General features: G+C 72.7%; 20 protein-coding genes and 4 pseudogenes. 7 read left to right on the top strand and 17 right to left on the bottom strand.

Annotated elements, in window-relative coordinates; translation table 11 throughout:
- Positions 1 to 295: 295 nt before the first annotated feature.
- The gene (locus ACH4SI_RS04670) at positions 296 to 460 is read left to right on the top strand and encodes a hypothetical protein (protein ID WP_398292573.1); all 165 of its coding nucleotides are present in this window, start codon (positions 296 to 298) and stop codon (positions 458 to 460) included.
- Here the strand turns inward: ACH4SI_RS04670 and ACH4SI_RS04665 are convergent.
- The 3 genes and pseudogenes from ACH4SI_RS04665 to ACH4SI_RS04655 all read right to left on the bottom strand — a co-directional run.
- Positions 391 to 570, bottom strand: a pseudogene (locus ACH4SI_RS04665) (FAD:protein FMN transferase); the annotation flags it as partial. The gene ACH4SI_RS04670 and the pseudogene ACH4SI_RS04665 overlap by 70 nt on opposite strands.
- Before the next feature lie 43 nt (positions 571 to 613).
- Positions 614 to 811: an FMN-binding protein gene (locus ACH4SI_RS04660; RefSeq protein WP_398293880.1), complete on the bottom strand. Its 198-nt coding sequence runs from the start codon at positions 809 to 811 to the stop codon at positions 614 to 616.
- Positions 812 to 976: 165 nt separating this feature from the next.
- Positions 977 to 2341: pseudogene (locus ACH4SI_RS04655) on the bottom strand (ferric reductase-like transmembrane domain-containing protein).
- 147 nt (positions 2342 to 2488) lie between these two features.
- On the opposite strand from ACH4SI_RS04655, the gene ACH4SI_RS04650 reads away from it, so the two are divergent.
- Both ACH4SI_RS04650 and ACH4SI_RS04645 read left to right on the top strand, forming a co-directional pair.
- Positions 2489 to 3223 carry a response regulator transcription factor gene (locus tag ACH4SI_RS04650; RefSeq protein WP_398292571.1) on the top strand — a complete coding sequence of 245 codons (735 nt, stop codon included), beginning with the start codon at positions 2489 to 2491 and terminating at the stop codon, positions 3221 to 3223.
- The gene (locus tag ACH4SI_RS04645; protein WP_398292569.1) at positions 3220 to 4689 is read left to right on the top strand and encodes an ATP-binding protein; all 1470 of its coding nucleotides are present in this window, start codon (positions 3220 to 3222) and stop codon (positions 4687 to 4689) included. The genes ACH4SI_RS04650 and ACH4SI_RS04645 overlap by 4 nt, the downstream gene beginning before the upstream one ends.
- Positions 4690 to 4695: 6 nt before the next feature.
- On the opposite strand, the gene ACH4SI_RS04640 is transcribed toward ACH4SI_RS04645, so the two are convergent.
- Genes ACH4SI_RS04640 through ACH4SI_RS04630 form a run of 3 tightly spaced genes read right to left on the bottom strand, consistent with a single transcriptional unit; the run spans position 4696 to position 9698 of the window.
- On the bottom strand, positions 4696 to 6447 hold the full coding sequence (locus tag ACH4SI_RS04640) for an acetyl/propionyl/methylcrotonyl-CoA carboxylase subunit alpha (RefSeq protein ID WP_398293878.1): 1752 nt from the start codon (positions 6445 to 6447) through the stop codon (positions 4696 to 4698).
- Between the two features lie 56 nt (positions 6448 to 6503).
- Entirely contained in the window at positions 6504 to 8099 is a 1596-nt protein-coding gene (locus ACH4SI_RS04635; protein ID WP_398292567.1) for an acyl-CoA carboxylase subunit beta, read from the bottom strand.
- 12 nt (positions 8100 to 8111) lie between these two features.
- Positions 8112 to 9698: a methylmalonyl-CoA mutase gene (locus ACH4SI_RS04630; RefSeq protein WP_398292565.1), complete on the bottom strand. Its 1587-nt coding sequence runs from the start codon at positions 9696 to 9698 to the stop codon at positions 8112 to 8114.
- A gap of 102 nt (positions 9699 to 9800) precedes the next feature.
- Here ACH4SI_RS04630 and ACH4SI_RS04625 point away from each other — a divergent pair, with 102 nt between their 5' ends.
- Complete coding sequence (locus ACH4SI_RS04625; RefSeq protein WP_398292563.1) at positions 9801 to 10484, top strand: TetR/AcrR family transcriptional regulator; 684 nt, start codon at positions 9801 to 9803, stop codon at positions 10482 to 10484.
- A gap of 31 nt (positions 10485 to 10515) precedes the next feature.
- Here ACH4SI_RS04625 and ACH4SI_RS04620 read toward each other — a convergent pair.
- Positions 10516 to 12035, bottom strand: a pseudogene (locus ACH4SI_RS04620) (non-reducing end alpha-L-arabinofuranosidase family hydrolase).
- 100 nt (positions 12036 to 12135) lie between these two features.
- Between ACH4SI_RS04620 and ACH4SI_RS04615 the strand changes: the two are divergent.
- The 3 genes and pseudogenes from ACH4SI_RS04615 (at position 12136) to ACH4SI_RS04605 (ending at position 13999) form a co-directional block, all read left to right on the top strand.
- Positions 12136 to 12273 (top strand): Ldh family oxidoreductase, encoded by a 138-nt coding sequence (locus ACH4SI_RS04615; protein WP_398292561.1) that lies wholly within the window; start codon positions 12136 to 12138, stop codon positions 12271 to 12273.
- Positions 12274 to 12293: 20 nt separating this feature from the next.
- Positions 12294 to 13268 (top strand): annotated as a pseudogene (locus ACH4SI_RS04610) (AAA family ATPase); the annotation flags it as partial.
- Between the two features lie 101 nt (positions 13269 to 13369).
- Positions 13370 to 13999 (top strand): LuxR C-terminal-related transcriptional regulator, encoded by a 630-nt coding sequence (locus ACH4SI_RS04605; RefSeq protein WP_398292559.1) that lies wholly within the window; start codon positions 13370 to 13372, stop codon positions 13997 to 13999.
- Here ACH4SI_RS04605 and ACH4SI_RS04600 read toward each other — a convergent pair.
- The 10 genes from ACH4SI_RS04600 to ACH4SI_RS04555 all read right to left on the bottom strand — a co-directional run bounded on the left by ACH4SI_RS04600 (position 13984) and on the right by ACH4SI_RS04555 (position 26692).
- Complete coding sequence (locus ACH4SI_RS04600; protein ID WP_398292557.1) at positions 13984 to 15210, bottom strand: hypothetical protein; 1227 nt, start codon at positions 15208 to 15210, stop codon at positions 13984 to 13986. The genes ACH4SI_RS04605 and ACH4SI_RS04600 overlap by 16 nt on opposite strands.
- A 9-nt stretch (positions 15211 to 15219) precedes the next feature.
- Positions 15220 to 15945 (bottom strand): DUF4157 domain-containing protein, encoded by a 726-nt coding sequence (locus ACH4SI_RS04595; RefSeq protein ID WP_398292555.1) that lies wholly within the window; start codon positions 15943 to 15945, stop codon positions 15220 to 15222.
- Positions 15946 to 16033: 88 nt separating this feature from the next.
- Positions 16034 to 17278 (bottom strand): NADase-type glycan-binding domain-containing protein, encoded by a 1245-nt coding sequence (locus tag ACH4SI_RS04590; RefSeq protein WP_398292553.1) that lies wholly within the window; start codon positions 17276 to 17278, stop codon positions 16034 to 16036.
- A complete protein-coding gene (locus ACH4SI_RS04585) occupies positions 17275 to 17841 on the bottom strand; it encodes a phage tail protein (RefSeq protein ID WP_398292551.1) in 567 nt (188 codons plus the stop codon). Before ACH4SI_RS04585 ends, ACH4SI_RS04590 begins: the two co-directional genes overlap by 4 nt.
- A 1-nt stretch (position 17842) precedes the next feature.
- A complete protein-coding gene (locus ACH4SI_RS04580; protein ID WP_398292549.1) occupies positions 17843 to 19873 on the bottom strand; it encodes a putative baseplate assembly protein in 2031 nt (676 codons plus the stop codon).
- A complete protein-coding gene (locus tag ACH4SI_RS04575; RefSeq protein WP_398292547.1) occupies positions 19873 to 20343 on the bottom strand; it encodes a GPW/gp25 family protein in 471 nt (156 codons plus the stop codon). Before ACH4SI_RS04575 ends, ACH4SI_RS04580 begins: the two co-directional genes overlap by 1 nt.
- Before the next feature lie 66 nt (positions 20344 to 20409).
- Positions 20410 to 22317 (bottom strand): VgrG-related protein, encoded by a 1908-nt coding sequence (locus ACH4SI_RS04570; protein WP_398292545.1) that lies wholly within the window; start codon positions 22315 to 22317, stop codon positions 20410 to 20412.
- An 82-nt stretch (positions 22318 to 22399) separates the two neighbouring features.
- A complete protein-coding gene (locus tag ACH4SI_RS04565; protein ID WP_398292543.1) occupies positions 22400 to 23125 on the bottom strand; it encodes a LysM peptidoglycan-binding domain-containing protein in 726 nt (241 codons plus the stop codon).
- Positions 23125 to 23562: a phage tail protein gene (locus ACH4SI_RS04560; protein ID WP_398292541.1), complete on the bottom strand. Its 438-nt coding sequence runs from the start codon at positions 23560 to 23562 to the stop codon at positions 23125 to 23127. Before ACH4SI_RS04560 ends, ACH4SI_RS04565 begins: the two co-directional genes overlap by 1 nt.
- A 52-nt stretch (positions 23563 to 23614) precedes the next feature.
- On the bottom strand, positions 23615 to 26692 hold the full coding sequence (locus tag ACH4SI_RS04555) for a hypothetical protein (protein ID WP_398292539.1): 3078 nt from the start codon (positions 26690 to 26692) through the stop codon (positions 23615 to 23617).
- Between the last annotated feature and the right edge of the window lie 5 nt (positions 26693 to 26697).

Here is a 26697-nt window from a genome sequence, read left to right as displayed (position 1 = left end):
GTGCAGCGGTTCCAGACGAACAGGGTCGGTCGTCGTACTGACAGCCCTGCCGCAGCTGAACACCGGAAGGTGGACCGTCTCGCCGTGCTGGCCCGTTGCGAGGCCGCAGCGCGCGAGCGGTCGGCAGTGTCCCTGGACGCCGAGCAGCTTCCGTATCCGTCCGCTGGGGAAGTACGCAGCGACGCACACGACGGCGGTGGCCCCTGGCCGGAGGCACTCGCTGGGAGCGATTCGGCCGTGCGGAGCGAGGAACGGAACGCGGCGCTCTCGGCCGTCCTGGCTGCGGCGGAGAACCATGCCGGACGGGTCGAGCCGGCCACCCGGGGCGTGGCTGAACCAGCCGCCGGTGGCGGCCGCCGCCTCCTCGCAGAGCGCCAACACCTCGGCCACCTCGGTCCGGTACGGCGCTGGGACCGGTTCGCCGCGGCCGAGGCGGCTGATCGCGCTGCCCTGGCGGTAGGTGGAGAAGACGTCGTCCACGTGGTGCAGCCAGGTCACGGCCGCTTTCAGGGCCCGGTGGACGGACGGGGTGACCGGGTCGCGGAGGTCGAACGAGAACACCGTGCCCATGGCGTGCTCGACGTGGCGCAGTCCGCGCGCGGGGGCGGACGCCTCAGACACCGGCTTCGTCCAGTGCGCTCTGCAGGGACCGGGTGTAGCCCTCGCTGGTGTAGGTGGCGCCGGAGACCGCGTCGATGTGCGCGCTCTGGGCGCTCAGCGCCTCACGGGTCAGCTGCGGCACGGCGGAGGCGGCGATCTGCTGGGACCGGGGGCGGTCGGACGGTGTCCGGAGCGCCGTGACCTTGGCGATTCTGCCGTGCGAGAGCGTGATGGGACGGCGATGGCGGTGACGGCTCCGCCGCGGTCACGGTGGGGTTCTGGTGCGGTTTGAGGGACAGCAGAAGGATCACTCCCGCCACTGTCGAGACGGTGGTCACGGCGGCTTTGCGCACGGCCCGGCTCCTGTTCGTAGCGGTCAGAACGAGAACGACTCATGGTGGATGTGCCGACGCGGCACCCCGGCCCCGCGCAGGGCCGTGAGCGCGACCCCGGTCATCGCGGGCGGCCCGCACAGATAGACGTCGCGCTCGGCGAGGTCGGGCACCAGACCGCGCAGCGCCTCCGGGGTCAGCGGGGAGGAGTACGCGGCGGGCTCGTCCACGACGTAATGGACGGCCGCCCCGCGCGCGGCGGCGAGCGCGTCCAGCTCCGCGCGCAGCGCCAGGTCCTCGGGGCGCCGGGCCCGGTAGACGAGCGTCACCTCACCTGGCAGCGTCTCGAAGAGGGTCCGCAACGGGGTGATGCCGACGCCGCCGCCGAGCAACAGGGTTTTACGGGAGCGCCGGCGACGGGCGGTGAAGGCCCCGTACGGCCCCTCGGCCAGCACCCGGGTGCCGGGTTCCAGCCGGGCGAGGGCCGTGCTGTGGCCTCCGGACGCCTTGACCGTGATGCGCAGGTACGCCGGGTGCGGGGCGGCGGACAGGGAGTAGGGGTTGGCCGCCCACCACATGCCCCGGGCCAGGAATCGCCAGCGGAAGAACTGGCCGGACTCGGCGCGCAGTTGCTCCAGCCCGCTGCCCGACAGGTACACCGACACGACGCCCGGCGCCTCGGGCCGGACCTCGGCGACGTACAGCCGGTGGCGCAGCGCCCGGCGTACCGGGACGGCGAACCGGTACCAGGCCAGCAGCGCCGCCACCCCGATGTAGAGGGCGTACCAGGCGAGTTGGGCGGGGCGGTTGCCGGTGAAGTCGGCGCCGTTGGAGAGCTGGTGGCCGAAGACCAGGAAGACCGCCAGGTAGGTGGCGAAGTGCAGGAAGTGCCAGGTCTCGTACGCCACCCTGCGGCGTACCGCACGTGCGGACATGATCGCGGTGATCAGGAACAGCAGAAAGCCGATCGTGCCCTTGAGCAGGTCCGGGTAGTGGAGGACCAGGGCGGTGGTCTGGTCGACGATGCCGGTGTGCGCTTCCAGGGCGTAACCCAAGATGATCAGCAGGACGTGGGCGCACGCCAGCGAGATCGTGTAGCGGCCGCCCATGGCGTGCCAGCGGGCCAGCCGGTCGGTGCCGACCGAGCGGTCCAGCAGCGGTACGCGCGCCATGAGCAGCAGCAGGACCGCGCACGCGTAACCGGCCAGCAGCCCGGTGATCCGTCCGGCGCCCGTCAGCCAGCCCGCGGCGCCGACCACGGAGGTGGTGTCGCTCCACTACAGCGCCAGGACGGCGGCGGCCCCGCCCCAGATCAGCAGGTGCGCCAGGGCCGGGACGGGGCTGGGCCGACGCGGTGCCGACCGGGAGGGGCGGGTCATGGCCGGGACCGGCGGTGTCGTCGTGGTCATGGGAGTCCTCTCGGCGAATGGCCCGGCCAGACTCCCCGGCGAAGCTCTGAGGACCCTATGAGCGGGGCCGGGCGCCGAACATTCAGAGGAAACTCAGAGGAAGGGCGGACCTCGGCACGGTTCGGTGCGAGGGATGCTGGACTCATCATGGATGCGCACACCACCAGCCGTTTCCTGCTGCGGCCCGACGGGACCCGGGTCCGCGTCCTCGTCGTCGACGACGAGCCCGATCTCACCGAGGTGCTGTCGGGGGCGCTGCGCTACGAGGGGTGGGAGGTCCGTACCGCCGCCGACGGCGTCTCCGCGCTGGCCGCCGCGCGGGCGTTCCACCCGGACGCGGTGGTGCTCGACTGGATGCTGCCGGACACCGACGGGCTCGCGGTGCTGCGCGCGCTGCGGGCGGAGCTGCCGGACGTGTGCGTGCTGTTCCTGACCGCGCGCGACGCGGTGGAGGACCGGATCGCGGGGATCACGGCGGGCGGCGACGACTACGTGACCAAGCCGTTCAGCCTGGAGGAGGTGCTGGCCCGGCTGCGCGGGCTGCTGCGCCGGGCCGGGATGGCGCGGGAGCCCGGCGACGACCGGCTGGTGGTCGGCGATCTGGTGATGGACGAGCAGGCCCGGGAGGTGACCCGCGGGGGCGTGGCCGTGGAGCTGTCCCGTACCGAATTCGAGCTGCTGCGGTTCCTCATGCGCAACCCGCGGCGGGTGCTGTCCAAGGCGCAGATCCTGGACCGGGTGTGGAGCTACGACTTCGGCGGCCAGGCCCATGTGGTCGAGCTGTACATCAGCTATCTGCGCAAGAAGATCGACGCGGGGCGGGCGCCGCTGATCCACACCGTGCGCGGGGTCGGCTACGTGCTCAAGGCGGAGGCCGCGTGAGACGCCGGCCGCGCGGATGGCTGCCGCGTACGCTGCGCGCCCGGCTGACCGCCGGGCTCGTGGTGCTGCTGGCGGTGGCGTCCCTCACGGTTGGGCTGACCACGGTGTTCGCCCTCGAGGGGTTTCTGGTGCGCCGGCTGGACCAGCAGCTCACGGCGGCCGGTGGCCGGTTCCCGGCCAGCCTGGAGCACGGTGAGCGGCCCCCGGACGCCGACAACCGGCCCGACACCCGTGGCCAGTCGGACCGCACCTTCGGGGCCCGGCTGCTGCACGGCACGACGACCGACGCGGCGGTGGTGCGCGACGATACGGACGCCCCTGTACCGCTGACCGGCGCCGACCGGCGGGTCCTCGCGGGGGTGCCGGTGGACGGCGCCGGCCACGACGTGCGTCTGTCCGCGCTCGGCGGCTATCGCGTGGCCGCGGTCAGCGGGGACGACGGCGACGTCCTGATCACCGGGCTGCCGCTGCGCCCGGTGGAGGAGACCGTGCACCGGCTGGAGGCCGTGGAAGCCGTGGTCTTCGGCAGCGCACTGCTGGTCACCGGGGTGGCCGGGGCGCTGTGGGTACGGCTGTCGCTCCGGCCGCTGCGACGGGTGACCACGACCGCCGCCGGAGTGGCCGAGCTGCCGCTCGCCAGTGGTGAGGTGGCCATGCCGCCGCCCGTACCGGACACCGATCCCCGCACCGAGGTGGGGCAGGTGGGCACCGCCCTCAACCGGATGCTCGGCCATGTCGGGGACGCCCTGGCCCGTCGCCAGGCGAGCGAGGAACGGCTGCGGCACTTCTCCGCGGACGCCAGCCACGAGCTGCGCACCCCCGTGGCCTCCGTCCGCGGCCACGCCGAGCTGGCGCTGCGCCACCCGGGGCCGGTGCCGGACGAGGTGCGGCACGCGCTGGAGCGGATCCAGGCCGAGTCGGAGCGGATGTCCACGCTCGTCGACGATCTGCTGCTGCTCGCCCGGCTGGACGCGGGGCGGCCACTGGCCCGCCGGCCGGTCGATCTGACCCGGCTGGTGCTGGACGCGACGGGCGACGCGCGGGCCGCCGGTCCCGGCCACCGCTGGACGCTGGAGCTGGCCGAGGAGCCGGTGACCGTGCTCGGCGACGAGCACCGGCTCCAGCAGGTGGTCGGCAATCTGCTGGCCAACGCCCGGGTCCACACCCCGGCCGGCACCCGGGTCACGGTGCGGCTCGCGGTGGCGGACGGCGATGCCGAGCTGACGGTGGCGGACGACGGGCCGGGCGTCCCGGGCACGCTCCAGGGCGAGGTGTTCGACCGGTTCGCCCGCGCCGATCCCGGCCGGTCGCGGGCGGGCGGCGGTACGGGGCTGGGGCTGGCGATCGTCCGTGCCGTGGTCGCGGCACACGGCGGCACGATCACGCTGACCAGCGGGCCGGGAGCCACCGTCTTCCGGGCCCGGCTCCCGCGCCGTACCGCGGGGCCCGCTCCGGTCCGGGCTTAGACGAGGTTAGTCCTTGATCTCGCAGATCACGGCGCCGGAGGTGATCGAGGCGCCGACCTCGGCGGAGAGCGCCATGATGGTGCCGGAGCGGTGCGCGTTCAGCGGCTGCTCCATCTTCATGGCCTCCAGGACGACGACCAGGTCGCCTTCCGCGACCTCCTGGCCCTCCACCACCGCGATCTTCACGATGGTGCCCTGCATCGGCGAGGCGAGGGCGTCGCCGGAGGCGGCGGAGCCGGACTTCTTGGCGGCCTTCCGCTTGGGCTTGGAGCCACCGGCCGTCGTGGCACGGGCAAGGGGAATGCCGAGTGAGGCGGGCAGCGAGACCTCCAGGCGTTTGCCGCCGACCTCCACCACGACCGTCTCGCGGACATCGGCCTCGGCGTCCTCCTCGCCCGGTGCGGCGAACGGCTCGATGTCGTTGATGAACTCGGTCTCGATCCAGCGGGTGTGGACCGTGAACGGGTCACTGGTGAAGGCGGGATCGGCGACCACGGCCCGGTGGAAGGGGATGGCGGTGGCCATGCCCTCGACGGTGAACTCGTTCAGGGCGCGGGCGGCGCGCTGGAGGGCCTGCTCGCGGGTGGCGCCGGTGATGATCAGCTTGGCGAGGAGGGAGTCCCACGCCGGGCCGATGACCGAGCCGGACTCGACCCCCGCGTCCAGCCGGACGCCGGGGCCGGACGGCGGGGCGAACACGGCCACCGTCCCCGGAGCCGGGAGGAAGTTGCGGCCCGGGTCCTCGCCGTTGATACGGAACTCGAAGGAGTGGCCGCGCACCGGCGGGTCGTCGTAGCCCAGCTCCTCGCCGTCGGCGATGCGGAACATCTCCCGGACGAGGTCGATGCCGGTGACCTCCTCGGTGACCGGGTGCTCGACCTGGAGACGGGTGTTGACCTCCAGGAAGGAGATCGTGCCGTCCTGCCCCACCAGGAACTCACACGTGCCCGCGCCCTCGTACCCGGCCTCCTTCAGGATGGCCTTGGAGGCGCGGTAGAGATCGGCGTTCTGCTCCTCGGTCAGGAACGGTGCGGGGGCCTCCTCGACCAGCTTCTGGTGGCGCCGCTGGAGGGAGCAGTCACGGGTGGAGACCACGACGACGTGGCCGTGCTTGTCGGCCAGGCACTGGGTCTCCACGTGCCGGGGGCGGTCCAGGTAGCGCTCCACGAAGCACTCGCCGCGCCCGAAGGCGGCGACCGCCTCGCGGACGGCCGAGTCGTACAGCTCGGGGACCTCTTCGAGCGTGCGGGCGACCTTCAGCCCGCGGCCGCCACCGCCGAAGGCGGCCTTGATGGCGATCGGCAGGCCGTGCTCCTCGGCGAAGGCCACGACCTCCTCCGCTCCGGCGACCGGGTCCTTGGTGCCGGCCACCAGCGGCGCGCCGGCGCGCTGGGCGATGTGCCTCGCCGCGACCTTGTCGCCCAGGTCGCGGATGGCGTGCGGCGGCGGGCCGATCCAGATCAGCCCGGCGTCCAGCACCGCCTGGGCGAACTCGGCGTTCTCGGAGAGGAAGCCGTAGCCGGGGTGCACGGCGTCCGCGCCGGAGTCGGCCGCGGCCCGCAGGACCTTGGCGATGTCCAGGTAGCTGGTGGCGGGAGTGTCACCGCCCAGGGCGTATGCCTCATCCGCCGCGCGGACGTGCGGGGCGTCCCGGTCCGGCTCGGCGTAGACGGCCACGCTCCCGATCCCGGCGTCCCGGCACGCACGGGCGACGCGGACAGCGATTTCGCCACGGTTGGCGATGAGCACCTTGCTCAGCATGCCGCCTCCGAGGTAGTGGGGTTGCCGCGTACGACCTTGCTCACGGAGGCTCCTCACAGCGGGATGTTGCCGTGCTTCTTCGGGGGCAGCTGTTCGCGCTTGTCGCGCAGCGTGCGCAGGCCGCGGACGATGTGGCGGCGGGTCTCGGACGGCATGATCACCGCATCCACGTAGCCGCGCTCGGCCGCCGCGTAGGGGTTGAGGAGGGTGTCCTCGTACTCGGCGATCAGCTCCTGGCGCCTCGCCTCCCGCGCGGCCGGGTCCTCGATCGCGGCGAGGGTGCGGCGGTGCAGGATGTTGACCGCGCCCTGGGCGCCCATGACGGCGATCTGGGCGGTGGGCCAGGCCAGGTTGAGGTCGGCGCCCAGGTGCTTGGAGCCCATCACGTCGTACGCGCCGCCGAACGCCTTGCGGGTGATGACCGTGATCAGCGGGACGGTGGCCTCGGCGTAGGCGTAGATCAGCTTGGCGCCGCGCCGGATGATGCCGTCCCACTCCTGGTCGGTACCCGGCAGGAAGCCGGGCACGTCCACGAAGGTGAGGACGGGGATGTTGTAGGCGTCGCAGGTGCGCACGAAGCGGGCGGCCTTCTCGGACGCCTTGATGTCCAGGGTGCCGGCGAACTGCATCGGCTGGTTGGCGACGATGCCCACCGAGTGGCCCTCGACGCGGCCGTAGCCGGTGACCATGTTCGGCGCGTACAGCGCCTGGACCTCCAGGAAGTCCCCGTCGTCCAGGACGTGCTCGATCACGGTGAGCATGTCGTACGGCTGGTTCGCCGAGTCCGGGATCAGCGCATCCAGCTCGCGGTCCTCGTCGGAGGTCTCCAGGTCCGCCTCCTCGGGGAAGGACGGCGGCTCGGAGAGGTTGTTGGACGGCAGGTACGACAGCAGCGCCTTGACGTACTCGATGGCGTCCTTCTCGTCGCCCGCCATGTGGTGCGCCACGCCCGAGGTGCTGTTGTGCGTACGGGCGCCGCCCAGCTCCTCGAAGCCCACGTCCTCGCCGGTGACGGTCTTGATGACGTCGGGCCCGGTGATGAACATGTGCGAGGTCTGGTCGACCATGACCGTGAAGTCGGTGATGGCAGGGGAGTAGACCGCACCGCCCGCGCACGGGCCGACGATCAGCGAGATCTGCGGGATGACGCCGGAGGCGTGGGTGTTGCGGCGGAAGATCTCGCCGTACGCGCCGAGCGAGACGACGCCCTCCTGGATGCGCGCGCCGCCGGAGTCGTTGACGCCGATGACCGGGCAGCCGTTCTTCAGCGCGAAGTCCATCACCTTGACGATCTTCTCGCCGAAGACCCCGCCCAGCGCCCCGCCGAAGACCGTGAAGTCCTGGCTGAACACCGCCACGGGGCGGCCGTCGACGGTGCCGTAGCCGGTGACCACGCCGTCGCCGTACGGGCGGTTCGCCGCCATCCCGAAGTCCGTCGAGCGGTGGCGGGCGAACTCGTCCAGCTCGACGAAGGACCCTTCGTCCAGCAGCAGGTCGATCCGCTCGCGCGCGGTCAACTTGCCCTTCGCGTGCTGCTTTTCCACCGCGCGCGCGGAACCGGCGTGCGTGGCCTCTTCGATGCGGCGCCGGAGATCCGCCAGCTTGCCCGCTGTCGTATGCGTGTTGATGTCGTTCACTGGCTGTTCCACCCCGGGCTCCGGTCAGAAGGTGTCGTGCGGGACGTGCGTGCCCCACACGTCGCGCAGTGCGTGGGAGACCTCGCCGACCGTGGCGCGTCGCCGCAGGGCCTCGCGCATCGGGTGCAGCACGTTGTCGGTGCCTCGCGCGGCGTCGCGCAGGGCGTCCAGCGCTCGCTCGACGGCGTCGTTGTCGCGCTCCTCGCGCAGGGCGACCAGGCGCTCGCACTGGTCGGCCTCGATCTGCGGATCGACGCGCAGCGGCTCGTAGGGTTCCTCCTCGCCGAGGGTGTACGTGTTGACCCCGACAACGGTCCGCTCCTGGTTGTCGATCTCCAGCGCGATCTTGTACGCGGACTTCTCGATCTCGGACTTCTGGAAGCCCTGCTCGATCGCCGCCACCGCGCCGCCGCGATCCTCGACGGCCTGGATCAGATCGAGGGCCGCCGCCTCGACGTCATCGGTCAACGACTCCATGACGTAGGACCCGGCGAAGGGGTCGACCGTCTTGGTCACGTCGGTTTCGTAGGCGATGACCTGCTGCGTGCGCAGCGCGAGCCGGGCGGCCTTCTGCGTCGGCAGGGCGATGGCCTCGTCGTAGGAGTTGGTGTGCAGGGACTGCGTCCCGCCGAGGACCGCGCCGAGGCCCTGGAGGGCGACCCGGACGAGGTTGACCTCGGGCTGCTGTGCGGTCAGCTGCACGCCGGCGGTCTGCGTGTGGAAGCGCAGCATCTGCGACTTGGGACTCTTGGCGCCGAATTCGTCGCGCATGAGGCGCGCCCAGATGCGACGGGCGGCGCGGAACTTCGCGATCTCCTCCAGCAACGTGGTCCGGGCCACGAAGAAGAACGACAGACGCGGCGCGAAGTCGTCGACGTCCAGGCCCGCGGCGATCGCGGCGCGCACGTACTCCTTCGCGTTGGCGAGGGTGAAGGCGATCTCCTGAGCCGGCGTGGCCCCGGCCTCGGCCATGTGGTAGCCGGAGATGGAGATCGTGTTCCAGCGCGGCAGCTCCTGATGGCAGTAGGCGAAGATGTCGCTGATCAGCCGCAGCGACTGCTGGGGCGGGAAGATGTAGGTGCCGCGGGCGATGTACTCCTTGAGCACGTCGTTCTGGATCGTGCCGGTGAGCTGATGTCCCGCGACGCCCTGCTCGGCCGCGACCAGCTGGTACAGCAGGAGCAGCGTCGAGGCGGGGGCATTGATCGTCATCGACGTCGACACCTTGTCCAGCGGCAGGCCCTGGAACAGCGTCCGCATGTCCTCGATCGAGTCGATCGCCACGCCGACCTTGCCCACCTCACCGCGGGTGATGGCCTCGTCGGAGTCGTAGCCCATCTGTGTGGGGAGGTCGAAGGCCACGCTCAGGCCGCCCGTGCCCGCGGCCACCAGCTCGTGGTAGCGCTCGTTGGACTCCTTGGCCGTGCCGAATCCGGCGTACTGCCGCATCGTCCACGGTCGGCCGGTGTACATCGTCGGATACACACCACGGGTGTACGGAAACCTCCCCGGAGCACCCAGCTCGGCGTCCGCGTCGAAGCCCTCCAGCGCCGAGCCGTCGTAGAGCGGCTGGATCGGCAGACCGGACTCGCTCTGCGCAACGGTATCCACGCCGGACTCCCTCCTGGTACTCGATGTCGCTATGACGGTACTCAGTACCATGGATGGTGGCAAGTGGCCTCTGGGGCCCGGGACAGGGAAGGATGGGCACTCATGAGCAAGCCACCTGCGCGGATTCGCCTCGCGGACGCCGCATTCGCCCTCTTCGACGAGCGTGGATATGAGCAGACGACAGTCGACGACATCGCCGAACGGGCCGGGCTGGGGCGCACGACGTTCTTCCGGCACTACCGGTCCAAGGAAGAAGTGATCTTCCCCGATCACGACCGGCTGCTCGAGCTGATCCGTGACCGGCTGGCCACCTCCAGCCACAGCACCGCCCTGGTCACCGTCTCCGACGCGGTCCGCCTGGTACTGCTGCACTACCTCGAGGAGGGCGACCTCGCGCGCCGACGGTATGCGCTCACCAGCAAGGTCGCCGCGCTCCGCGACCGCGAGATCGCCAGCGTGGCCCGCTACCAGCGGCTCTTCAGGGAGTTCATCGCGGACTGGATGGGCGACCCCACGGAGTCGGCGTCGCTGCGGGCCGAACTCATGGCGGCGAACGTGGTCGCCGCCCACAACCACGTACTGCGGCGATGGCTCCGGGGAGAGTCCTCCGACCCGGTCGCCGAGATGGACGAGGCAATGCGCGAGGTGCTCGCCCTCTTTCCGGCGCCCGGCTCTCCGGCCGATACCGGCGCCGGAACCACGGTCGTCGCCTTCAGAACCAGTCAGGACCTTGAAGCCCTGCTCCCCTCACTGCGACGCCTCGTCGAGGACGGCCCGGAGAAGTGAACCGCGCCTCCGGGCCGGTGTTCTCGGTGGGTCAGCAGGTGGAGTTGGTCTGGGTGAGGAGGCCGAGCCGCCACGGCAGGCTGTTGTAGTCGCCGCCGGCGTTGGGGTCCGGCCCGCGCGAAGGGGTTGCTCTCGGAGGCGGCTGGCGGTGTCCAGGAGCCCGCGAGGCTGCCCGAGGTCCAGGACCGGAAGTAGCGTGTGCCGTCCGACCCGATCGCCTCGACGATCAGCAGATACTGGTTGCCGCCCTGCACCTTGTAGATGTTGCTCGCTTCGAACAGGGCGCTGTCACAGATCACCCACATGTCCACCCAGTAGCCGCAGCCGATGTTCTGCTTGATGACGTCCGGCATGGCGGAGTACGTGCCACTTGCCGTTGTGGTGGACCACCGTCGGGTCCTTGAACCCGGCGATGTTGTGGGTGGCGTCCGGCTTCGGGGACATCAGGATCCCGCTGGAGTTCCACCGGTAGCTGGTGGGCAGCGCGGCGGCCGGTGAGGCGGTGGCCTACGTCGCCGTGGGTGTGCCGCCCAGCGCGGTCAGCGTGGCGTTGTACGCCGCCTTCTTGTTGCCGTTGCGGTCGAAGAGCAGCGGGTTCTCCCCGGAGCGCCAGGAGTCGCTGTCCCGGATGCCCCAGGTGGTGATGCCGGTACAGCGCGGGACGTTCATGCAGGCCCTGACCGTGTTCGTGTACGCGGCCGTCGGGGCCTGCGCGATGTCCAGCTCGGTGATCTGCACGTCCACGCCGAGGGCGGCGAAACTCGACAGCGTGGTCTGGAAGTTGGCCGGCGGGCCGCCGGTGCCGAAGTGGGCCTGGAAGCCGACGCAGTCGATGGGCACCCCGCGCGCCTTGAAGTCGCGCACCATGCGGTAGACGCCCTGGGTCTTCGCGGCGCTCCAGTCCTCGATGTTGTAGTCGTTGTAGCAGAGCTTGGCCGCCGGGTCGGCCGACCGGGCGGTGCGGAAGGCCTCCTCGATGAAGCCGTCACCCAGCAGGTTCTGGAACACCGAGGGGCGGTGCTGGCCGCCGCCACCGTCGGCGAACGCCTCGTTCACCACGTCCCACGCGTAGATCTTGCCCTTGTAGTGGGTCATCGTGGTGGTGATGTGGTTCTTCATCACGCTGCGCAGGGTGTTGGCGTCGCCGATGGAGCTGACCCAGCTCGGCAGCTGGGAGTGCCAGACCAGGGTGTGTCCCCGTAGTCGCTGTCCGTGTGAGGTGGCCTGGTTCGCGATCTGGTCGGCGGGGGCGAAGTTGAACGAGCCGCGGGACCGCTCGATGGTGTCCCACTTCATCTCGTTCTCCGGGGTGACCATGGTGAACTCGCGGTTCAGGATGGTCGCGTACGTGGCGTCCCCGAGCTTGCCGGCGGCCACGGCGGTCCCGAAGTACCGCCCGGACTGGGCCGCTTGAGCACCCAGGGTGGAAGCCTTCACGGAGCCGGTCGCGGCACCCGCGGTTCCGGCCAGCCCGGCCGTCGTCATGACGGTGGCGGCCACTAACCCGAGCAGCGGGGCTCGGCGTCGGCCGCGTCGTGGTGTGAGAGCCATGTCTCTCCTTGGGGGTGTGGGAGCGTTATGGGAGCGCTCCCACGAATAGTGACATGAACACGGCGGTCAAGGAAGTGCTCCCGCACCGCGGATCCGGGCCGTGGCCGTCGGACTGGGGGCGGACGACGACGTGGCCGATGAGGTGGCGCGTCACCTCGTCCGTGCCGAGCTGTCCGGCCACGCGAGCCACGGAGTGCTGCGGCTGCCCCAGTACGCACAGGAGGTCGACCGCGGCTGATCGATCCGGGCGCACACGCGGCCCAGGAGGAGAAGGACCGCCTGCTCGGCCTGGAGGAGCACCTGCGGCGGCGCGTCATCGGGCAGGACGAGGCCGTCGGCGCCGTCGCCGAGGCGATACTGCGCTCCCGGGCCGGACTGGCCGACCCCGGCCGCCCGATCGGCAGCTTCCTCTTCCTCGGATCCACCGGCGTCGGCAAGACCGAGCTCGCGCGGGCGCTGGCCGAGGCGCTGTTCGGCAGCGAAGAGCTGATGGTGCGGCTCGACATGAGCGAGTACCAGGAGCGGCACACCGTCAGCCGCCTGGTCGGCGCCCCGCCCGGGTACGTCGGCCACGAGGAGGCCGGACAGCTCACCGAGGCCGTGCGCCGCCGCCCGTACTCCTTGCTGCTGCTCGACGAGGTCGAGAAGGCCCACCCCGATGTCTTCAACACCCTGCTCCAGGTGCTCGACGATGGCCGGCTCACCGACGCCCAGGGCCGCACGGTCGACTTCCGCAACACCGTCGTCGTGATGACGAGCAACCTCGGCTCCGAGGCCATCGGCGGACGGGGTGCCGTTCTCGGTTTCGGCGCCACGGACGCCGAGTCCGACGAGCAGGCCCGGCGCGAGCGGGTCCTGCGCCCGTTGCGCGAGCACTTCCGCCCCGAATTCCTCAACCGCATCGACGAGATCGTCGTCTTCCGGCAGCTCGACGACGAGCAGCTGCGCCGGATCACCGACGTGATGCTGGAGGAGACCCGGCGGCGGCTGCACGCCCAGGACATCGCCGTCGAGTTCGCCCCGGAGGCCATCGACTGGCTCGCGCGGCACGGCCACCAACCCGAGTACGGAGCCCGGCCGTTGCGCCGCACCATCCAGCGGGAGGTCGACAACCGGCTGTCCCGGATGCTTCTCGACGGCGCTCTTTCCGCCGGGGACCGGATCCGGGTGGAGGTTGCGGACGGACAACTGGCCTTCCGGCCTGGTGCGGCCGCCCCGGTGCATCGGCCCTGAGACGCCGCAAATGGGAAGGCTTCCTGAAAGCATGTCAGAGAGCTACGGCAAGAGGACCGTCGGCTGGGTTGCCGGGGTCGTGGTGGTGGCGGCCGTCGTGGGTGTCACGGGACAGCGTGCTGCTGCGGGAAGGGCTCATCGGACTGCTCGGCCGCTGCGGCCACGACGTGGTCGCGGCCGTCGGCGACGCTCCGGCGCTGCGCGCCGCGGTCGAGGAACACGCCCCCGACATCGTCCTCACGGACGTCCGCATGCCGCCCGGGCTCCGGGACGAGGGACTGCACGCGGCGGTGCGGCTGCGCGAGACGCGGCCCACCCTGCCCATCTTGGTCCTCAGCCAGTATGTGCAGCGCCGTTACGCCGCGGAGCTGCTGGACTCCGGCGACGGAACGGGCGTCGGCTATCTGCTGGAGGAACGCGTCGGGCGGGTCGAGGAGTTCGTGGAGGCCCTGTGCGAGGTGGCGGACGGCGGCACGGTCGTCGATCCCGAAGTGGTGCGCCAGCTGTTGCGCCGCCGCCGCGACCCGCTGGAGCGGCTCACCGCGCGCGAGCGGGAGGTCTTGGCCCTGATGGCGGAGGGCAGGTCGAACGGCGCGATCGCCCGCCAACTGGTGGTGTCCGAGGCGGCCGTGGGCAAGCACATCGGCAGCATCCTCGGCAAGCTGGACCTTCCCCCGGCCGACGCGACGCATCGCCGAGTGCTGGCGGTTCTCGCCTACCCGCGGGGGTGACCCTGGGGGCCCGCCCCGGTGGCAGGGTCGGCGGGGTGGTCCGCCGCTTCCTCCAGGAGACTCTTGATCCAGGACAGTTTGGAGAACTCGGCGATCAGGTCGGAGACACCCTTCCGGCGCTTGCGGAGCTTTTCCTCGCCGCCCAGTGCGAACTTGCCGCCGCGCGCCGCGGTGTCGTCGCCGAGGTGGGCCTCCACCCATTCCCCGACCCGGTCCCGCACCTCGAAGCGCTGCCGTAGGAGCATGTCCGCGACCTTGTAGAGAGCCGCGAAGCTTTCCCAGTCCTCGACCTCCAAAGGCTCTCTCGCCATGGTGATCTCAAGAGGCTTGAAGACGTTCTTGTCCAACTCCGCGGACTGCTCGCCGCTGTTGCCCTTGGCCTGCGCGAGGAGCCGCATGAACTCTTTGAGCTGATTCCTCGCGAGACCGGCGTAGATCCTCGCGGTGTACTGGGCCTCACCTCCCGCGGTCAAGCGCAAGGGACGGCGGCGCGTCGACTTGATCTGGGCGTCGCCCATGTCGTGCGAGCTGACATGGGTCTCCTGGCTGAGGACCTCCCAGCCGGCCGGGCCGTTCCACAGCATGTCGGTCGTCTCGAAGAGCCCGTTCTGCACGGGGCTCTCGTATTCCTCGGGACCGAACCAGTCGGTGGGGGCGCGGTCCCGTCGGAAGTCTTTGGCCGGGCCTCGGTTGCTGAGGCTGCTGGGGGACTGATAGTGCCATGCGGTGAAGTGGCCCTGCCGCGCGCTGCCGGTCACGGCGAAGGCACAGCCGTTCATCGTGGCTGTGAAGACGAACTCGGAACCGTGGCCCTGCGCCCCGGCGTCGTGCGGGATCTCGGTGTGGCCGACGGACGTGTCGGGGGCTTTCGGACCCGCTGAGAGATAGGGGACGTACGACGAGGCGAGGTATCCCTTCGGGGGCAGAACCGCGGGCAGCGCGGGGTGCCCCACAAGGGGGGAGAGCAGGTCGTCACTGCCGCCGAACTCCTCGACGTACTTCTCCACGGCCGGGGTCAGAACGTACGCGGGCATACCCTCCCTGGTGCGCCGGCGGTCGGGGACCAGGACGAACCAGTGCCGGGGCCGGCTGCCCATCCGCTTCGCGAACGCGGCGAAGTCCAGGGGCAGTCCCGGTGTGCGCTCGGTCATGCCCACCGTGAAGTCCAGGGCCAGGGCGGAACGGTTGAGGAACTGCTCGGGATTCCGCACCAGGTCGTTCTAGGCGGTGCGGTTCGCGGTCGCCTCTCGTGCGCCACCGGGCTTGTCCGTGGGCCCGTTTCCCGGCGCACGCTGGATGTCGGCCGGACCTGCGGTTCGGTGGTGCCCAGCGGGTTCCGTGGGGGCTGTGTCGCGTGGGACCGGGCCCGCCATGGCGCGGGTGGCGTTGGCTTCGGCCTCGCGCTCGAAGCGGTCGGAGGGGTCGGAGACCTTGAGCCCCGATCCGTTGTCGGTGCCCGCGACGGGGCCCTGGGACTGCTGGATGACGTGGGTGAGTTCGTGGGCGAGGGTGTGTTTGTCGCCGCCGCCGTCACCGAGCACGACGTGGTTGCCGGAGGTGTAGGCGCGGGCGCCGATCTCCGCCGCGGAGGCGCGGGCGGCGCTGTCGGTGTGCAGCCGGACGCCGGAGAAGTCGGCGCCGAGACGGGATTCCATCTCGTTGCGTATCGGTTCGTCCAGGGCCTTGCCCTCGCTGCTCAGCACGTCGGGGACGGCCGAGCGCTGCACCGCGCCGTGGTCGCAGCCGGGGCCGTGCTGGTGCCGCTCCTGCTCCTCGGCCTGCTCCTGGGCCCGCTGGAGCGAGCGGACGGCGGCGACGTTGCCCGCGGTGCGCTGGAGGGCGGCCAGCGACTGGGCCGAGGTGATCCCGGGCCTGGTCCGGGCCACCTCGGGCGCGGGGGCGCGGGTGGCGTCGTCGGCGGTCTTGGCGGTGTCCCGTGCGTGCATGGTGGGTGCGTCTCCGTGGGGTGGGAACCTGGTCACCCGGTGGCGGGGCGGGGTGCCCCGCCACCGGGGTGGGTCACTCGGGCGGCTCTCACGCCGTGTTGCCGTTGGTGGACGGTCCGAAGAACTCGACCTCCGCCACCGCGACCTGCTTGTCCGGCTCCGCGTACGCGGACTTGATCTGGAGCCGTGCCCTGACCACGTCCTGGGCGCGCAGGGGAAAGCTCTGCACCTCGCCGTCGTTCAGGTTCAGCTCGCGCTTTTCGGTCTTCCCGTCGGACCGCGTCAGCTGCATCTCGATCTGGCGCGGACGTGACTGGTCGCGGCCCTCGTCGGGCTTGGTGGAGACGCCCGGGGTGATGACGACGTCCAGGAGCCGGGTCGGTCCGGAGAAGTTGGCCTCCCAGGCCTGCCCCGCGGAGTCGCCCGAGTAGCCGGTCCCCCACCAGGTGTTGGACTTGCCGTCGTCCGCCTTCTCCGGGAGGTGACTGGAGTCGGAGTGCGTGGCCGTCACGGTGCTCGGGTGGATGAGCGCGCGCTTGGAGAAGTGGTCCTGAACGGCGGACACGGCCGGTTTGGTCCAGATCACCGCGCCGATGACCACGGCCGTGACGACGAGGAGACCCACCACCGTGGACACTACGCCGCTCACGCCCCGGCGCAGCCGCGGCCGGTCGCCGGCGAACGGCGTCTCGTCGCCGCGCAGTCCCAGCAGGCGGCGCCACCAGGGGAGCCGGGGCCGCACCGGCTGGGCGGGTGTTTCGGCGAGCCGCATGGCGCACTGGCGGCAGAAGTGCCGGTGGGGCTGGTTGGAGGTGTCGCACCACGGGCACGCGATGCCGTTCCGCGGTGCCTCCTCGGGGGCCACGGCGCGGGCTCGCGGCGCGTCGGCCCGCGGCGTTCCGGGGAGGACCGGGGCGATCTGGTCGGCGGCGGGCTCCGGCGCCGACGGGTCCGCCACGGGAACGATCAGGGCACGAGCCCGTTCGTCGGCGTCCTGTCCGGGCGTCGCGGCGTCCGGGGCGGTGGCCTGGGCGGCACCGGCCGCGGTCTCCGGAGCGGTGGCCGGTGTGTCGCCGGTCGTGTCGTCCGCCCTGGTGGCGGCGGCGTGCGGTGCGTTGTGCGGGGCGGCGGGCGTGGTGTCCTGGGGCCGGCCGGCCCCGGGCGCGTCCCGGTCCGGTGCGGGCGGTGTCGGCCTCTGCTCCCGCTGTGCCCCGGGCAGAGGCGCGGTGTCCTCCTCCCAGCCGAGGAAGGCGCCGCACTCGTCGCAGAACGACTGGTTGTCCTGACGGGCCGCGCCGCACTCCGTGCAGGTGCGGTGGGGACTGGCATTCACGATGGGGTATTCCTCTCGGTGCTCTCCGCGTGTTCCACGCGCACGGTGTAGGGCAGGTGTGCGGGCCGGGCCGCGGCCACCAGGTCGTCAAGTCGCGTCACGTCGACGGCGTCCGGGTCCGGCACCCGCAGCACCACATGGACGCCGGGGCGGGGATCGCCGGGGAAGGGGCCGAGCGGGCGGGGTGACCAGGACGCCCCGCCGCTTTCGGTGATCTCGGGCCGGGCGTTGAACGCCGTCTGGACGGCGTCCCGCAGCCCGCTCCTGGTGCCGCGCCTGCGGTGCAGGTCCACCGCCGTGGCGACGGTGTGCCGCAGCAGGGGTTCCGGTTCGTCCCCGGTGAGTTCGGCGCCGACCCATCCCGCGAGCCAGTCCACGAAGTCCTCGGGCGCCAGGGCGGGGGAGAAGTAGGCGTCCAGACAGTCGAGGACGTTGAGCAACGGCGCCAGCAGGGCGTCGAGTCCGCCGGTGAAGCGCTGGGCGAAATCGTCGTCGGCGAAGACGGACGGAAGCCGTTCACCCAGCGGGTGCGGCGACTCCAGCCCTTCGAGTGCGCCTCTCACATCAGCCTCCGATCACGCGGACGCGGTGGTCGAACGGGAAGACCAGCGACGGACCGGACAGCCGGATGCGGTCGGTGGCGTCACCGCGTTTCCCGGTGAGCGGGTCGGCCGGGTGCAGCAGCACCTCGTCCACCAGCTCGACACCCGGTACGCGCTGGAGCACCGCGAACAACTCGCCCGCCTGCACCTGCCGCCCGAACGGCCAGCCGGTGCCGTCCACGCCGCCGGTCAGCGGGTCGAGGTGGGCGTACAGCGCGTCGAGCGCGGCCCTGCGCACGGTGTCGGCGTCGGCGCTGCGGTAGGCGTGCAGCGTGACCACCGCCGTCACGCCCTGGTAGTAGGGCGGGCCGATGGCCAGGCGGGTTCCGATCGCGCGGCGTTCGTCGAGAAAGCGGGTGATCTTCTCCAGCAGCTCGTCGCCGGGCACCAGTTGCTCGAAGCGCAGCCGCCCGCCCAGGTCCGGGACCGCCTGGGGAACGACCAGGACGCGCACGGCGTTCTCCCCGGCGTCGCCTCCGCCGGTGTCCGCCCCGCCCCGCAGGGCCGTACCGTCAGCGCCGCCTGTGCCCGTGGTACCGCCCGCCGCGGCCGGATCCGCGGCCTGGCAGGAGATACGGGCCACCTCGGGGGCCGCCTGCCGGGTCAGTTCCTCGTAGTCGCGCCGCGTGACGGCCCGGTCCTGGGCGCGCAGCGTGATCGGCGCGCGTACCTTCGCCTCGTCGACGGTCTCGGCGTCCACACCGCCGCGCGCCGCCTCCCGGTTGTCCACGCTCGCCACGTAGGGGATCGAACTGCGCAGCACGGTGATGCAGTTGCGGGCCACGTTGCCGATCCTGCCGCCGCCGGTGCGGTAGCGGGTGGCGCGGATCGTCGCGCCCTTGGGCGGGACGGCCCCGTACTGCCGCAGGGTGCCGTCCGGCCGGCGCACCGCGGGGCCGAACGCCACCTCGCCGGTCGCGTGGTCGAGCGTGACGTGCCGGTCGTCGGGGCCGGACGCGGACAGGTGCGGCACCACGGACCACGGCTGCCAGCCCGCGCCGTCCGACACCTCCAGCTGCAGCGGCGGATCACCGGCCGCCACCGGGGTGCGCGAAAGCAGCATGCGCTGCCCCGGCACGCCGGTGGACTCACCGAGCGGCTCGTCGGCCACCGTTTCGGCGTGCACCGCCCGCACCGTGCCGCCGATGGTGAACGCGGACGCGTCGCGGACCGTGGGCGACGTGGTGTACGACGTCATGCCCGGGTCGGCCGCCACCACGCGGCAGCGGACCCAGCCCGCGTCGAACCGGCCGACGCGCGAGACCTCGTGGCCTGCCGGAATGTGCAGCACCACCTGTCCGGGGCGGTTCAGACCACCGGTGGAGTCCTCCTCCACCTCACAGGGGTGCCACCCCTCCGGTGTCCACGCCTCCCACACCAGCGGCGGATTGCGCGGGTCCACGCCCACACCGTCGACGCGGCTGTCGAGACGGAGGACGACGGCGCACGAGGGGACGGCGGTGTCGAGCCCCAGCAGCAGCGTGTCACCCGGCCTCGGGGCCTCGGCGAAGACCATCACGTCCTGGCCGTCGAGGATGTCCGAGGTGCACTCGGAGGGCGGCTGCCCGGTGCCGCCTTGCGTCTGGACCCGGGACAGCTCACACGGCACCACCGGCAGGTCCTCTTCCGTGGCGAAGACCACGGCGTCCTCCATTTCGGTGCGCACCGTCGCCGCCTCCGTACCGGCGGGCAGGCGCACCGTCTCGGGCTGCGGCGCGGAAAGCCAGAAGGTGATGTCCGCGCGGGCGGCGGCGGGCGGGAAGAGGGACACACCGATCAGGTCGAGGAACGCCAGGTAGTTCTTCTCGGGCACCCGGTTGAGCCGGTACACGAGCTGGTCGGCCATGTCCGCCACCGTCTCCACGAGCGTCACGCCCGGGTCGGACACGTTGTGGTCGGTCCACTCCGGGCACCGCCGCTGGATGTGCCGCTTGGCGTCGTCGACGAACTGCTGGAAGCGCCGGTCGTCCAGGTGGGGGGAGGGCAGGGCCATCAGCGGTGGTTCTCCAAAGCGGTGTTGTTCTCGTCGCGTGGTCCCTCGCCGCCCGGCTCCTCGTCGTCCGGGCCCTCGTGCGAGGGGATGACGTAGAAGGGGAAGACCAGGCTGCGGGGGTTGTTGGTGCCGCGGATCTCGTAACGGACGTCGATCAGCAGCGCGGCGGGCTCGTCCGGCGCGGGGGCGACGCCCACCTCGCTCACCTCGATCCGCGGCTCCCACCGGTCGAGGCAGGCCCGCACCTCGTGGCGGATGCGGCCCGCCGTCGCCTCGTTGACCGGCGCGAACACCAGGTCGTGGATGGCGCAGCCGAACTCCGGCCGCATCGGCCGCTCCCCGGGCGCGGTGGACAGCACCAGCCGGATCGCCTCCTCGACCTCCCGCTCGCGCTGTACGAGGGCGATGCCCCCGGACGCGTCGGTGCGCATCGGGAAACCCCAGCCCGCGCCGACGAACTGCTCACCCATGTCCGCTCCGTCCTTCCGATCCGTACACGCCGCGCCTCGCCTGCCGCCGCTCGTTCCGTGGCCCCGTCACGGGATCGGCGGGACCGGGATCCCGTTCGCGGTGACCGCGCCCTGGAGCATCACGGAGACCGCCCGGAGCTGTGCCGAGACGGTCGCCGAGAGCTGGAGGGTGCCGACCGCTTGCAGCGTGGCCGCGGCGCCCGCGCTCATGTTCAGCGCGGCGCCGGCCTGGATGCCGATCTGGCCGCCCGCCCGGACGTTCACTCCGCCACCGCCCTGGATGTTGACCGCGCCACCGCTGCGGATGTTCACCGCGCCCCCGGCCCGCAGGCTCAGGTTTCCGCCGCTCTTGACCTGGACGGACCGGGTGCCCTCGATCGACACCTCGCCCCTGCTGTTGATCGTCACCGACGTCCGGGTCTGGTCCAGGTGGACGGTGACCTTGCCGTTCCCCGTCTGGAGCCGGATGCCCTGCTTGGGCGGGGTCTGCCGGTCCAGCAGCTCGACGATGTGGCCGTTGCGCGAGGCGAGGCTGCGGTAGTTGACCCGGCCCCGGGTACGGTCCACCGGCTGCACGCCGTCGGGGTCGTCGGTCGGCTTGTCCTTCCCGTTGTACAGCCCGGCAAGGACGTACGGATGCTCCAGCGAACCGCGGTCGAACGCCACCAGCACCTCGTCCTCGACCTCCGGCAGCAGCAGCCCGCCACCGCGCACACCGCCGAACTGGGCCACCCGGCACCAGTCGCTCTCGTAGGTGTCGGAGAGCCACGGGAAACGCAGCTTGACGCGGCCCATCCGCAGCGGATCCGTGATGTTGGTGACGATCGCGTTGACCACACCGGGAAGCGATTGCGCGTCCTCGGCCCCGCCGCCGCCCGAGGCCAGCCCGTACAGCGAACGGAACTGACGGCCCGTCACCGACACCCAGGTCGTGTACGGGCTGCCACTGGCGAAGACGTGGCGCACACCCGTCGCCGTGTACTTGCCCTCGAACGGAAACCCCGCGCCGTTCAACGCCACCGGCACGCCCGGCCGCAGATCCGGATTGCCGGTGACCGCCACCTCCAGCTCGGTGAAGGAGGACGCCACGTCCTCGGCCAGCGCCCGCGCCGCGTGCCCCACCTGGGACTGCGTCCCGTACGGCACGTCCGTACCGACCAGCTCCGCCTTTCCGAACCGGGCCGTGGCCTTGGCCGGGGTGAGGTCCGTACGCGCCTCCTGCGTGGTCCCCGCGCTCGCCTGGCCCCGCAGCGGCCGCTTCGTCTTTACGTCCCAGCCCCGGACCCGCACGGTCCGCGCCTGCCCGGCGGAGGTGACCCCGACCCGGCTGTGCAGCTCGTTGGTGCCGAACTCCAGGACGTACGGGCTGCGCGACGACGGGGTGGAGTCGGACGGCGCACCGGACGCGGACACCAGGTCCGTGAAGCACATCTTGCCGGTGTTGTCGAAGTACAGATGGACGTCGTTCTCCTGCGCCAGCCGGGACAGGAAGTCCCAGTCGGTGATGTTGGGCTGGGTGGCCAGCTCGTACACCGAGCGCGTGCTGTCGATGCGCCCCGGGGTCAGCTTGTTGCGCGTCGCGAGGCGGCGGGCGATGTCCCCGGCGGTCATGTTGGGGTAGCCCTCGACCCGGCGATTGCGCAGCAGCCGGTGGCCCGGGTCGAAACCGCGCACCACCAGTGACCTGCCGGCCCCGTCCTTGTCCACCTCCATCGCGGTGATCTCACCGGTCAGCATCGCCTTGCCCTTGCGCCCGTCGGTGACCGGGAACAGCGCCACCTTCGCGCCCATGGAGAGCTGCGGGAACGTCTTCAGCACGTCGCTGCCGACGTTGCTGAACGTGAGCTGGAAGGCCGAGGGGACGTTGACGCTGGCGTCCACCCAGCCGTCGACCAGCAACCGCGCCAGCCCGTCGGGGAGTTTGGCGCCCTCCACCTCCACGTGCAGCACGCTGGTGTACGTCTTCTGGCTCATCGCAGTGGTCTTTCCTCTCTCGGGCTTCGGGCGGTGCGCGCGCTTCGGGTGTCGCGGGCGTCGGGGCGGAACGGCACCGGGATCACCCCCCGGAGTCGTCGATCGCGGGCAGCAGCAGTTCGGTGCCGTTGGCGAGGCGCATCGGGTCGTCGATCCCGTTCGCCTCCGCGATCACCCGCCACGCCGTCGCGTCCCCGTACTCCCGCCAGGCCAGCGACTGGAGGGTGTCCCCGGCCACCACCCGGTGCACCCGCCGTGCGGACAGTGCGCCCGAGGTCGGGTTCTGCCCCTTCGTCGGCAGCGGCACTTCCGTCAGCGTCAGGTGGCAGGTCGCCCGCGTCGGCTCCCCGGTGGGGCTGAAGAGGGTGTACGTGGCGCTGACGCTGTCGACGTGCGCCACGAACTGCACGGTGTTGAACGAACCCCAGGAGAACCTGACCCAGGGCGGTGAGGGGCGGTTCGTCGACAGCGACGGCGGATACACCTCGCAGCACGACAGGAGCAGGTCCACCTGCTTCTGCACCTTCGACGCCCCCGGCTTCGCCGAGGCGTCGAGGAACACCTCCAGCTCCAGCGACGCCGGCTGGGCGCCCACGAACTCCGGTGGCGCGCCCCGCGCGTAGCCCACGGACGGCTGGGCGCTCCACGACGCCGACCGCGTCAACTGGAGCTGGCTCGGGTTGAACTGGAACTCCACCTGCCCGACCCGCCCGCCGATCCCGGCTTCCAGGCTGGTCGGCGGCTGGTGCACGGCGAGCGAGGCACGGACCAGGCTGGCGCCCCCGCCACGGGAACCGATCGCGGGCATCAGGCCCCTCCGGCGTCGGTGAAGCCGTGGTGCGTGATCTCCAGCGTCTCGGTGGCCACGGCCGGGCTGGCCGGATCCAGGGTCGGCCCCTGCCAGCGGATCGGCAGCACATCCACCAGACCCCACTGGGCCACCAGCGAACCGTCCGCGCGCAACGCGGCGATCTGCGCGGTGGGCCGTCGTATCCCGGTGGCCACGGACGAGATCCACGCGGCCACCTTCGCGGTGTCCGGCGTGAGCGGACGGGTCAGCCGGATGGAGGAGAACGTCACCCGGGACGGGAGCTGCCACACGAACCCGTTGTTGCCGCCTTCCTCCCGCTGCTCCACCTGCACCTCGGACGACAGGCCCTCGCAACCGTTGAACAGCCCGAGGTTCTGGCCGTCGATGGTCAGCTTGAAGTAGATGGTGGAGCCGGGGTCCTGGGTGGTGGTCATCGGTGACTGTTTTCTCCGGGAGGTGGGTGGTGGTGCTGAGGTGGCGGGCGGGCTAGCGGCGGGGGTCGCGCAGACGCCCCACCCGTTCGCGGTCGGTCCGCAACTCGGCCCGCAGCAGCCGGGACAGCGGCCCGAGCAGCCGCCGCGCCAACTCGTCCAGCTCCGCCGGGGATTGCTGCCGCGCGGGCGCGGCCGCGTGTGCGGCGGGCCGGTCCGCCGGCGACGACGTGCCGGGGGCCGCCGCCGGGCGCGGCGGAGGTGCCGGGGGCGGTGTGGCCTGCCGCTGCACGGCGGTGGGCGCGGCCGGTGCGGCCGCCGGGGGCGGTGCGGTCCGGCGCTGCACCGGGGCAGGCGCGGGTGCAGACGCGCCCGCCCCGGTTCCCGCCCTCGGCGCGGGCGCGGCGGTGGGCAGCGCGCCGAGGGCGCCTGCGCTCCGCCGCACGGCCGCCGGAGCCGCCGCCGCGGCGGCCTCCGCACGAGGCGCGGGAGACGAACGCGGGCCGGACGTCACCGGACCGGGCCGTACGACGGGTGCGGCGGTACGGGGAGCACCCTGCTCCTGCCCGGCCGAAGCGGCGGGGCGCCGCGCCGCACGAGGCCTCACGGCAGGTGCCGGTCCGCCGCCCGGCGCGTGCGACGACGGGCCGGGCCCGGCGGGTGTCGCGGAGTCCGGTGCCGTCAGGGCGCGCGCCGTCGCGAGCGGCGCGGACGGAGCGGAGGGAGCCTCCGGTGTCCGTGCGACGCCGGGCATCCGGCGGAGCTGGACCGGGGGCGTGACGGCCGGGCGCCCGCCCGCCGCGCCGTTCGGTGTTTGCCCCGCGGCCGGGGAGGCCGGGCGCTGCGCCGTCACCGGCCCGGAGTCCTGCTTCGGCGTCCGGGGAGCGGGTTCCGCGGCGACGGGATCGCCCAACAGCGGGCGTTGACGCGGGGTCCCGGCCGTGGGCGGTACGGGGGCGGCGCGAGGGGCCGACGCGGCCTCCGGCGGCGCCGGGGCACTGGAAAGCGGCGCGCCGAGCCCCGCCCGCCTGCGCTGGACGCGCGGCGCGGCAGCGGGCCCCGCGGTGGCCGGGCCGCTGCCCGGGGCCGTGTCCGTACGACGCGGCGTCACCGGACCGGGCACCTGCCGGGCCGGGCCGGGCGGCGTGGCCCGCTGGATCGGGGCGTGCGTCGGCGTTTCCGACCGCGGTGCCTCCTCACCCGGGCTCGGCGACGGCGTGTTGCCCGCGTCTGCCGTGGGCAGCGGAACGCCGCCGGGCAGGGGCCTCGCCGTCGTCGCCGCCCGCTGCACCGGTTCGGCCGGTCGCGAGGCGGCGTCCGGGCCTCCCGGGACGGGGTTCGCGGCAGCACGCTCCGGGCCCCCGGTGGCGGGGCTCGCCCCGCTACGGCCGGCCGCGGACTCTTGCGGCTGGGCGTTCGGCCGTGCCGTGGCCCGTTGGATCGGGGTGTGCGGGGACGGTGCCGGCTGGGTGGGGGGCGGTGTCGTCGGTGTCCGCTCGCCCGGATTCGGTGAGGGCGTGTCGGCGCGTGCCGATGGTGCGGGATCGCCGTCTCCGGGCGTGTGCTTCGCTGCCGCTGCCGCTGCCGCTGCCGCTGCCGCTGCCCGCTGCACCGGTTCGGCCGGTGGTGGGGCGGTGTCGGATCCGTCGGTGTTCTCGGGCGTCGGGCCCGTGAAAGGGGTGCCCGCCGCACCCGCGTGGGCGGGACCCGTTCCGGCGCGGCCATCCGCCGAGGATTCCGCGGACTCTTGCGGCTGGGCGTTCGGCCGTGCCGTGGCTCGCTGGATCGGGGTGTGCGGGGACGGTGCCGGCTGGGTGGGGGGCGGTGTCGTCGGTGTCCGCTCGCCCGGATTCGGTGAGGGCGTGTCGGCGCGTGCCGATGGTGCGGGATCGCCGTCTCCGGGCGTGGGCTTCGCTGCCGCTGCCCGCTGCACCGGTTCGGCCGGTGGTGGGGCGGTGTCGGATCCGTCGGTGTTCTCGGGCGTCGGGCCCGTGAACGGAGTGCGCGCCGCACCCGCGCGGGCGGAGCCCGCTCCGGCGCGGCCGTCCGCGGAGGGTTCCGCGGATTGCCGCTCGACCTTCGGTGCTGTCGTCGCCCGCTGGACGGCGCCGAGCCGACGCGGCGTCACCTGGCGTGGCGCGGTGGTCATGGAGGGCCCGGAAGCGCGGGTGCCCGGTGCGCGGTGCGCCACCGGGGCGGTGGGCTCGCTGCGCCTCGGGGCCCCGGAGGCATGCGGTTCCCCGGAAGGAGCCGACGGCTCGACGGCAGCTTCCCGGCTGCCCGCGGCGTCGCCGGGCGCGGGCGAGCGCCGCACGGTGGTGTCACCCGTGGCGGCTGCGGGCCGTGGGGTAGGACGCGCACCGCCCGGGGTGCCGGAAGGTTGCGAGGTCCCCGTCCTGCCCGAGGCGGCACCCGGCCTGGTCGGGGACGCGCCGTCGCGTTGCGATGGACCGCCGTGGCCGGCTGCGGACCGGGGACGTGCGGCGGGGGAGCCGCTGCTGCGGTGGTGTGCCGTGGGGGCCCCGGCCGTGGGTGGTGCCGTGCTGCCCGTGACGTCGCCGGGCGCGGGCGTCCGCTGCACGGGGGCGTCGCCCGTGGCGGCCGGGTGCGGTGTCGTTCGGCGGGTCTCCGGGACGGCACTCGGCCGCGGCGTACCGGCCGGGCCGGGGAGCGACGGCTCGGCCGTGCGTCGCCGCACCGTCGGCCGCGTGCCCGGCAGGCCGGGGCCCGACGGCCCTCCGGCCGCGTCGCCGCCGCCGTCCTCGGTGCCGGGGGGCGGTACGACCGGCAGGGGCGGCGGCGGGACGTCGGAGGTGCGCGGGCTCGGCGTGACCAGACCGTGGATGATGCCCGACGGTGCCGTACGGGCGACCACGTGGGCGGGCTCGCTGCGGAACGACGGGTTCTGGTGCGCGCTGAGCCGGGACGCGAAGTCCGGCGCCGAGACGGTCCGCGGCGCGCTCAGCACGCGCTGTACCGGCCCGGCGGTGGCCCACGCACCCCTGGTGCGGGCTCCGGAGCCGCCGGCCGCGTCCTCCACGGGCGACTCCGCACCGGCCGCCGCCGGTTCCGTGCCGCCGTGCCCCGCGGGCGTGCCACGCCGCAGGCTGTTCCATACGTCCCTGATGCCCATGGTCA

This window comes from Streptomyces sp. NPDC021212, from assembly GCF_044332925.1.
Lineage (GTDB): Bacteria > Actinomycetota > Actinomycetes > Streptomycetales > Streptomycetaceae > Streptomyces.
The sequence above is the reverse complement of the archived record's forward strand: the minus strand, read 5'-3'. Positions and strand labels throughout refer to the sequence as shown.

Coding starts and splice junctions, on each gene's coding strand:
- ACH4SI_RS04650 (WP_398292571.1), top strand. CDS start 2,489: ATGGATGCGCACACCACCAGCCGTTTCCTGCTGCGGCCCGACGGGACC.
- ACH4SI_RS04565 (WP_398292543.1), bottom strand. CDS start 23,125: ATGCCCGCGATCGGTTCCCGTGGCGGGGGCGCCAGCCTGGTCCGTGCC.
- ACH4SI_RS04595 (WP_398292555.1), bottom strand. CDS start 15,945: ATGCACGCACGGGACACCGCCAAGACCGCCGACGACGCCACCCGCGCC.
- ACH4SI_RS04555 (WP_398292539.1), bottom strand. CDS start 26,692: ATGGGCATCAGGGACGTATGGAACAGCCTGCGGCGTGGCACGCCCGCG.
- ACH4SI_RS04575 (WP_398292547.1), bottom strand. CDS start 20,343: ATGGGTGAGCAGTTCGTCGGCGCGGGCTGGGGTTTCCCGATGCGCACC.
- ACH4SI_RS04560 (WP_398292541.1), bottom strand. CDS start 23,562: ATGACCACCACCCAGGACCCCGGCTCCACCATCTACTTCAAGCTGACC.
- ACH4SI_RS04570 (WP_398292545.1), bottom strand. CDS start 22,317: ATGAGCCAGAAGACGTACACCAGCGTGCTGCACGTGGAGGTGGAGGGC.
- ACH4SI_RS04670 (WP_398292573.1), top strand. CDS start 296: ATGCCGGACGGGTCGAGCCGGCCACCCGGGGCGTGGCTGAACCAGCCG.
- ACH4SI_RS04580 (WP_398292549.1), bottom strand. CDS start 19,873: ATGGCCCTGCCCTCCCCCCACCTGGACGACCGGCGCTTCCAGCAGTTC.
- ACH4SI_RS04625 (WP_398292563.1), top strand. CDS start 9,801: ATGAGCAAGCCACCTGCGCGGATTCGCCTCGCGGACGCCGCATTCGCC.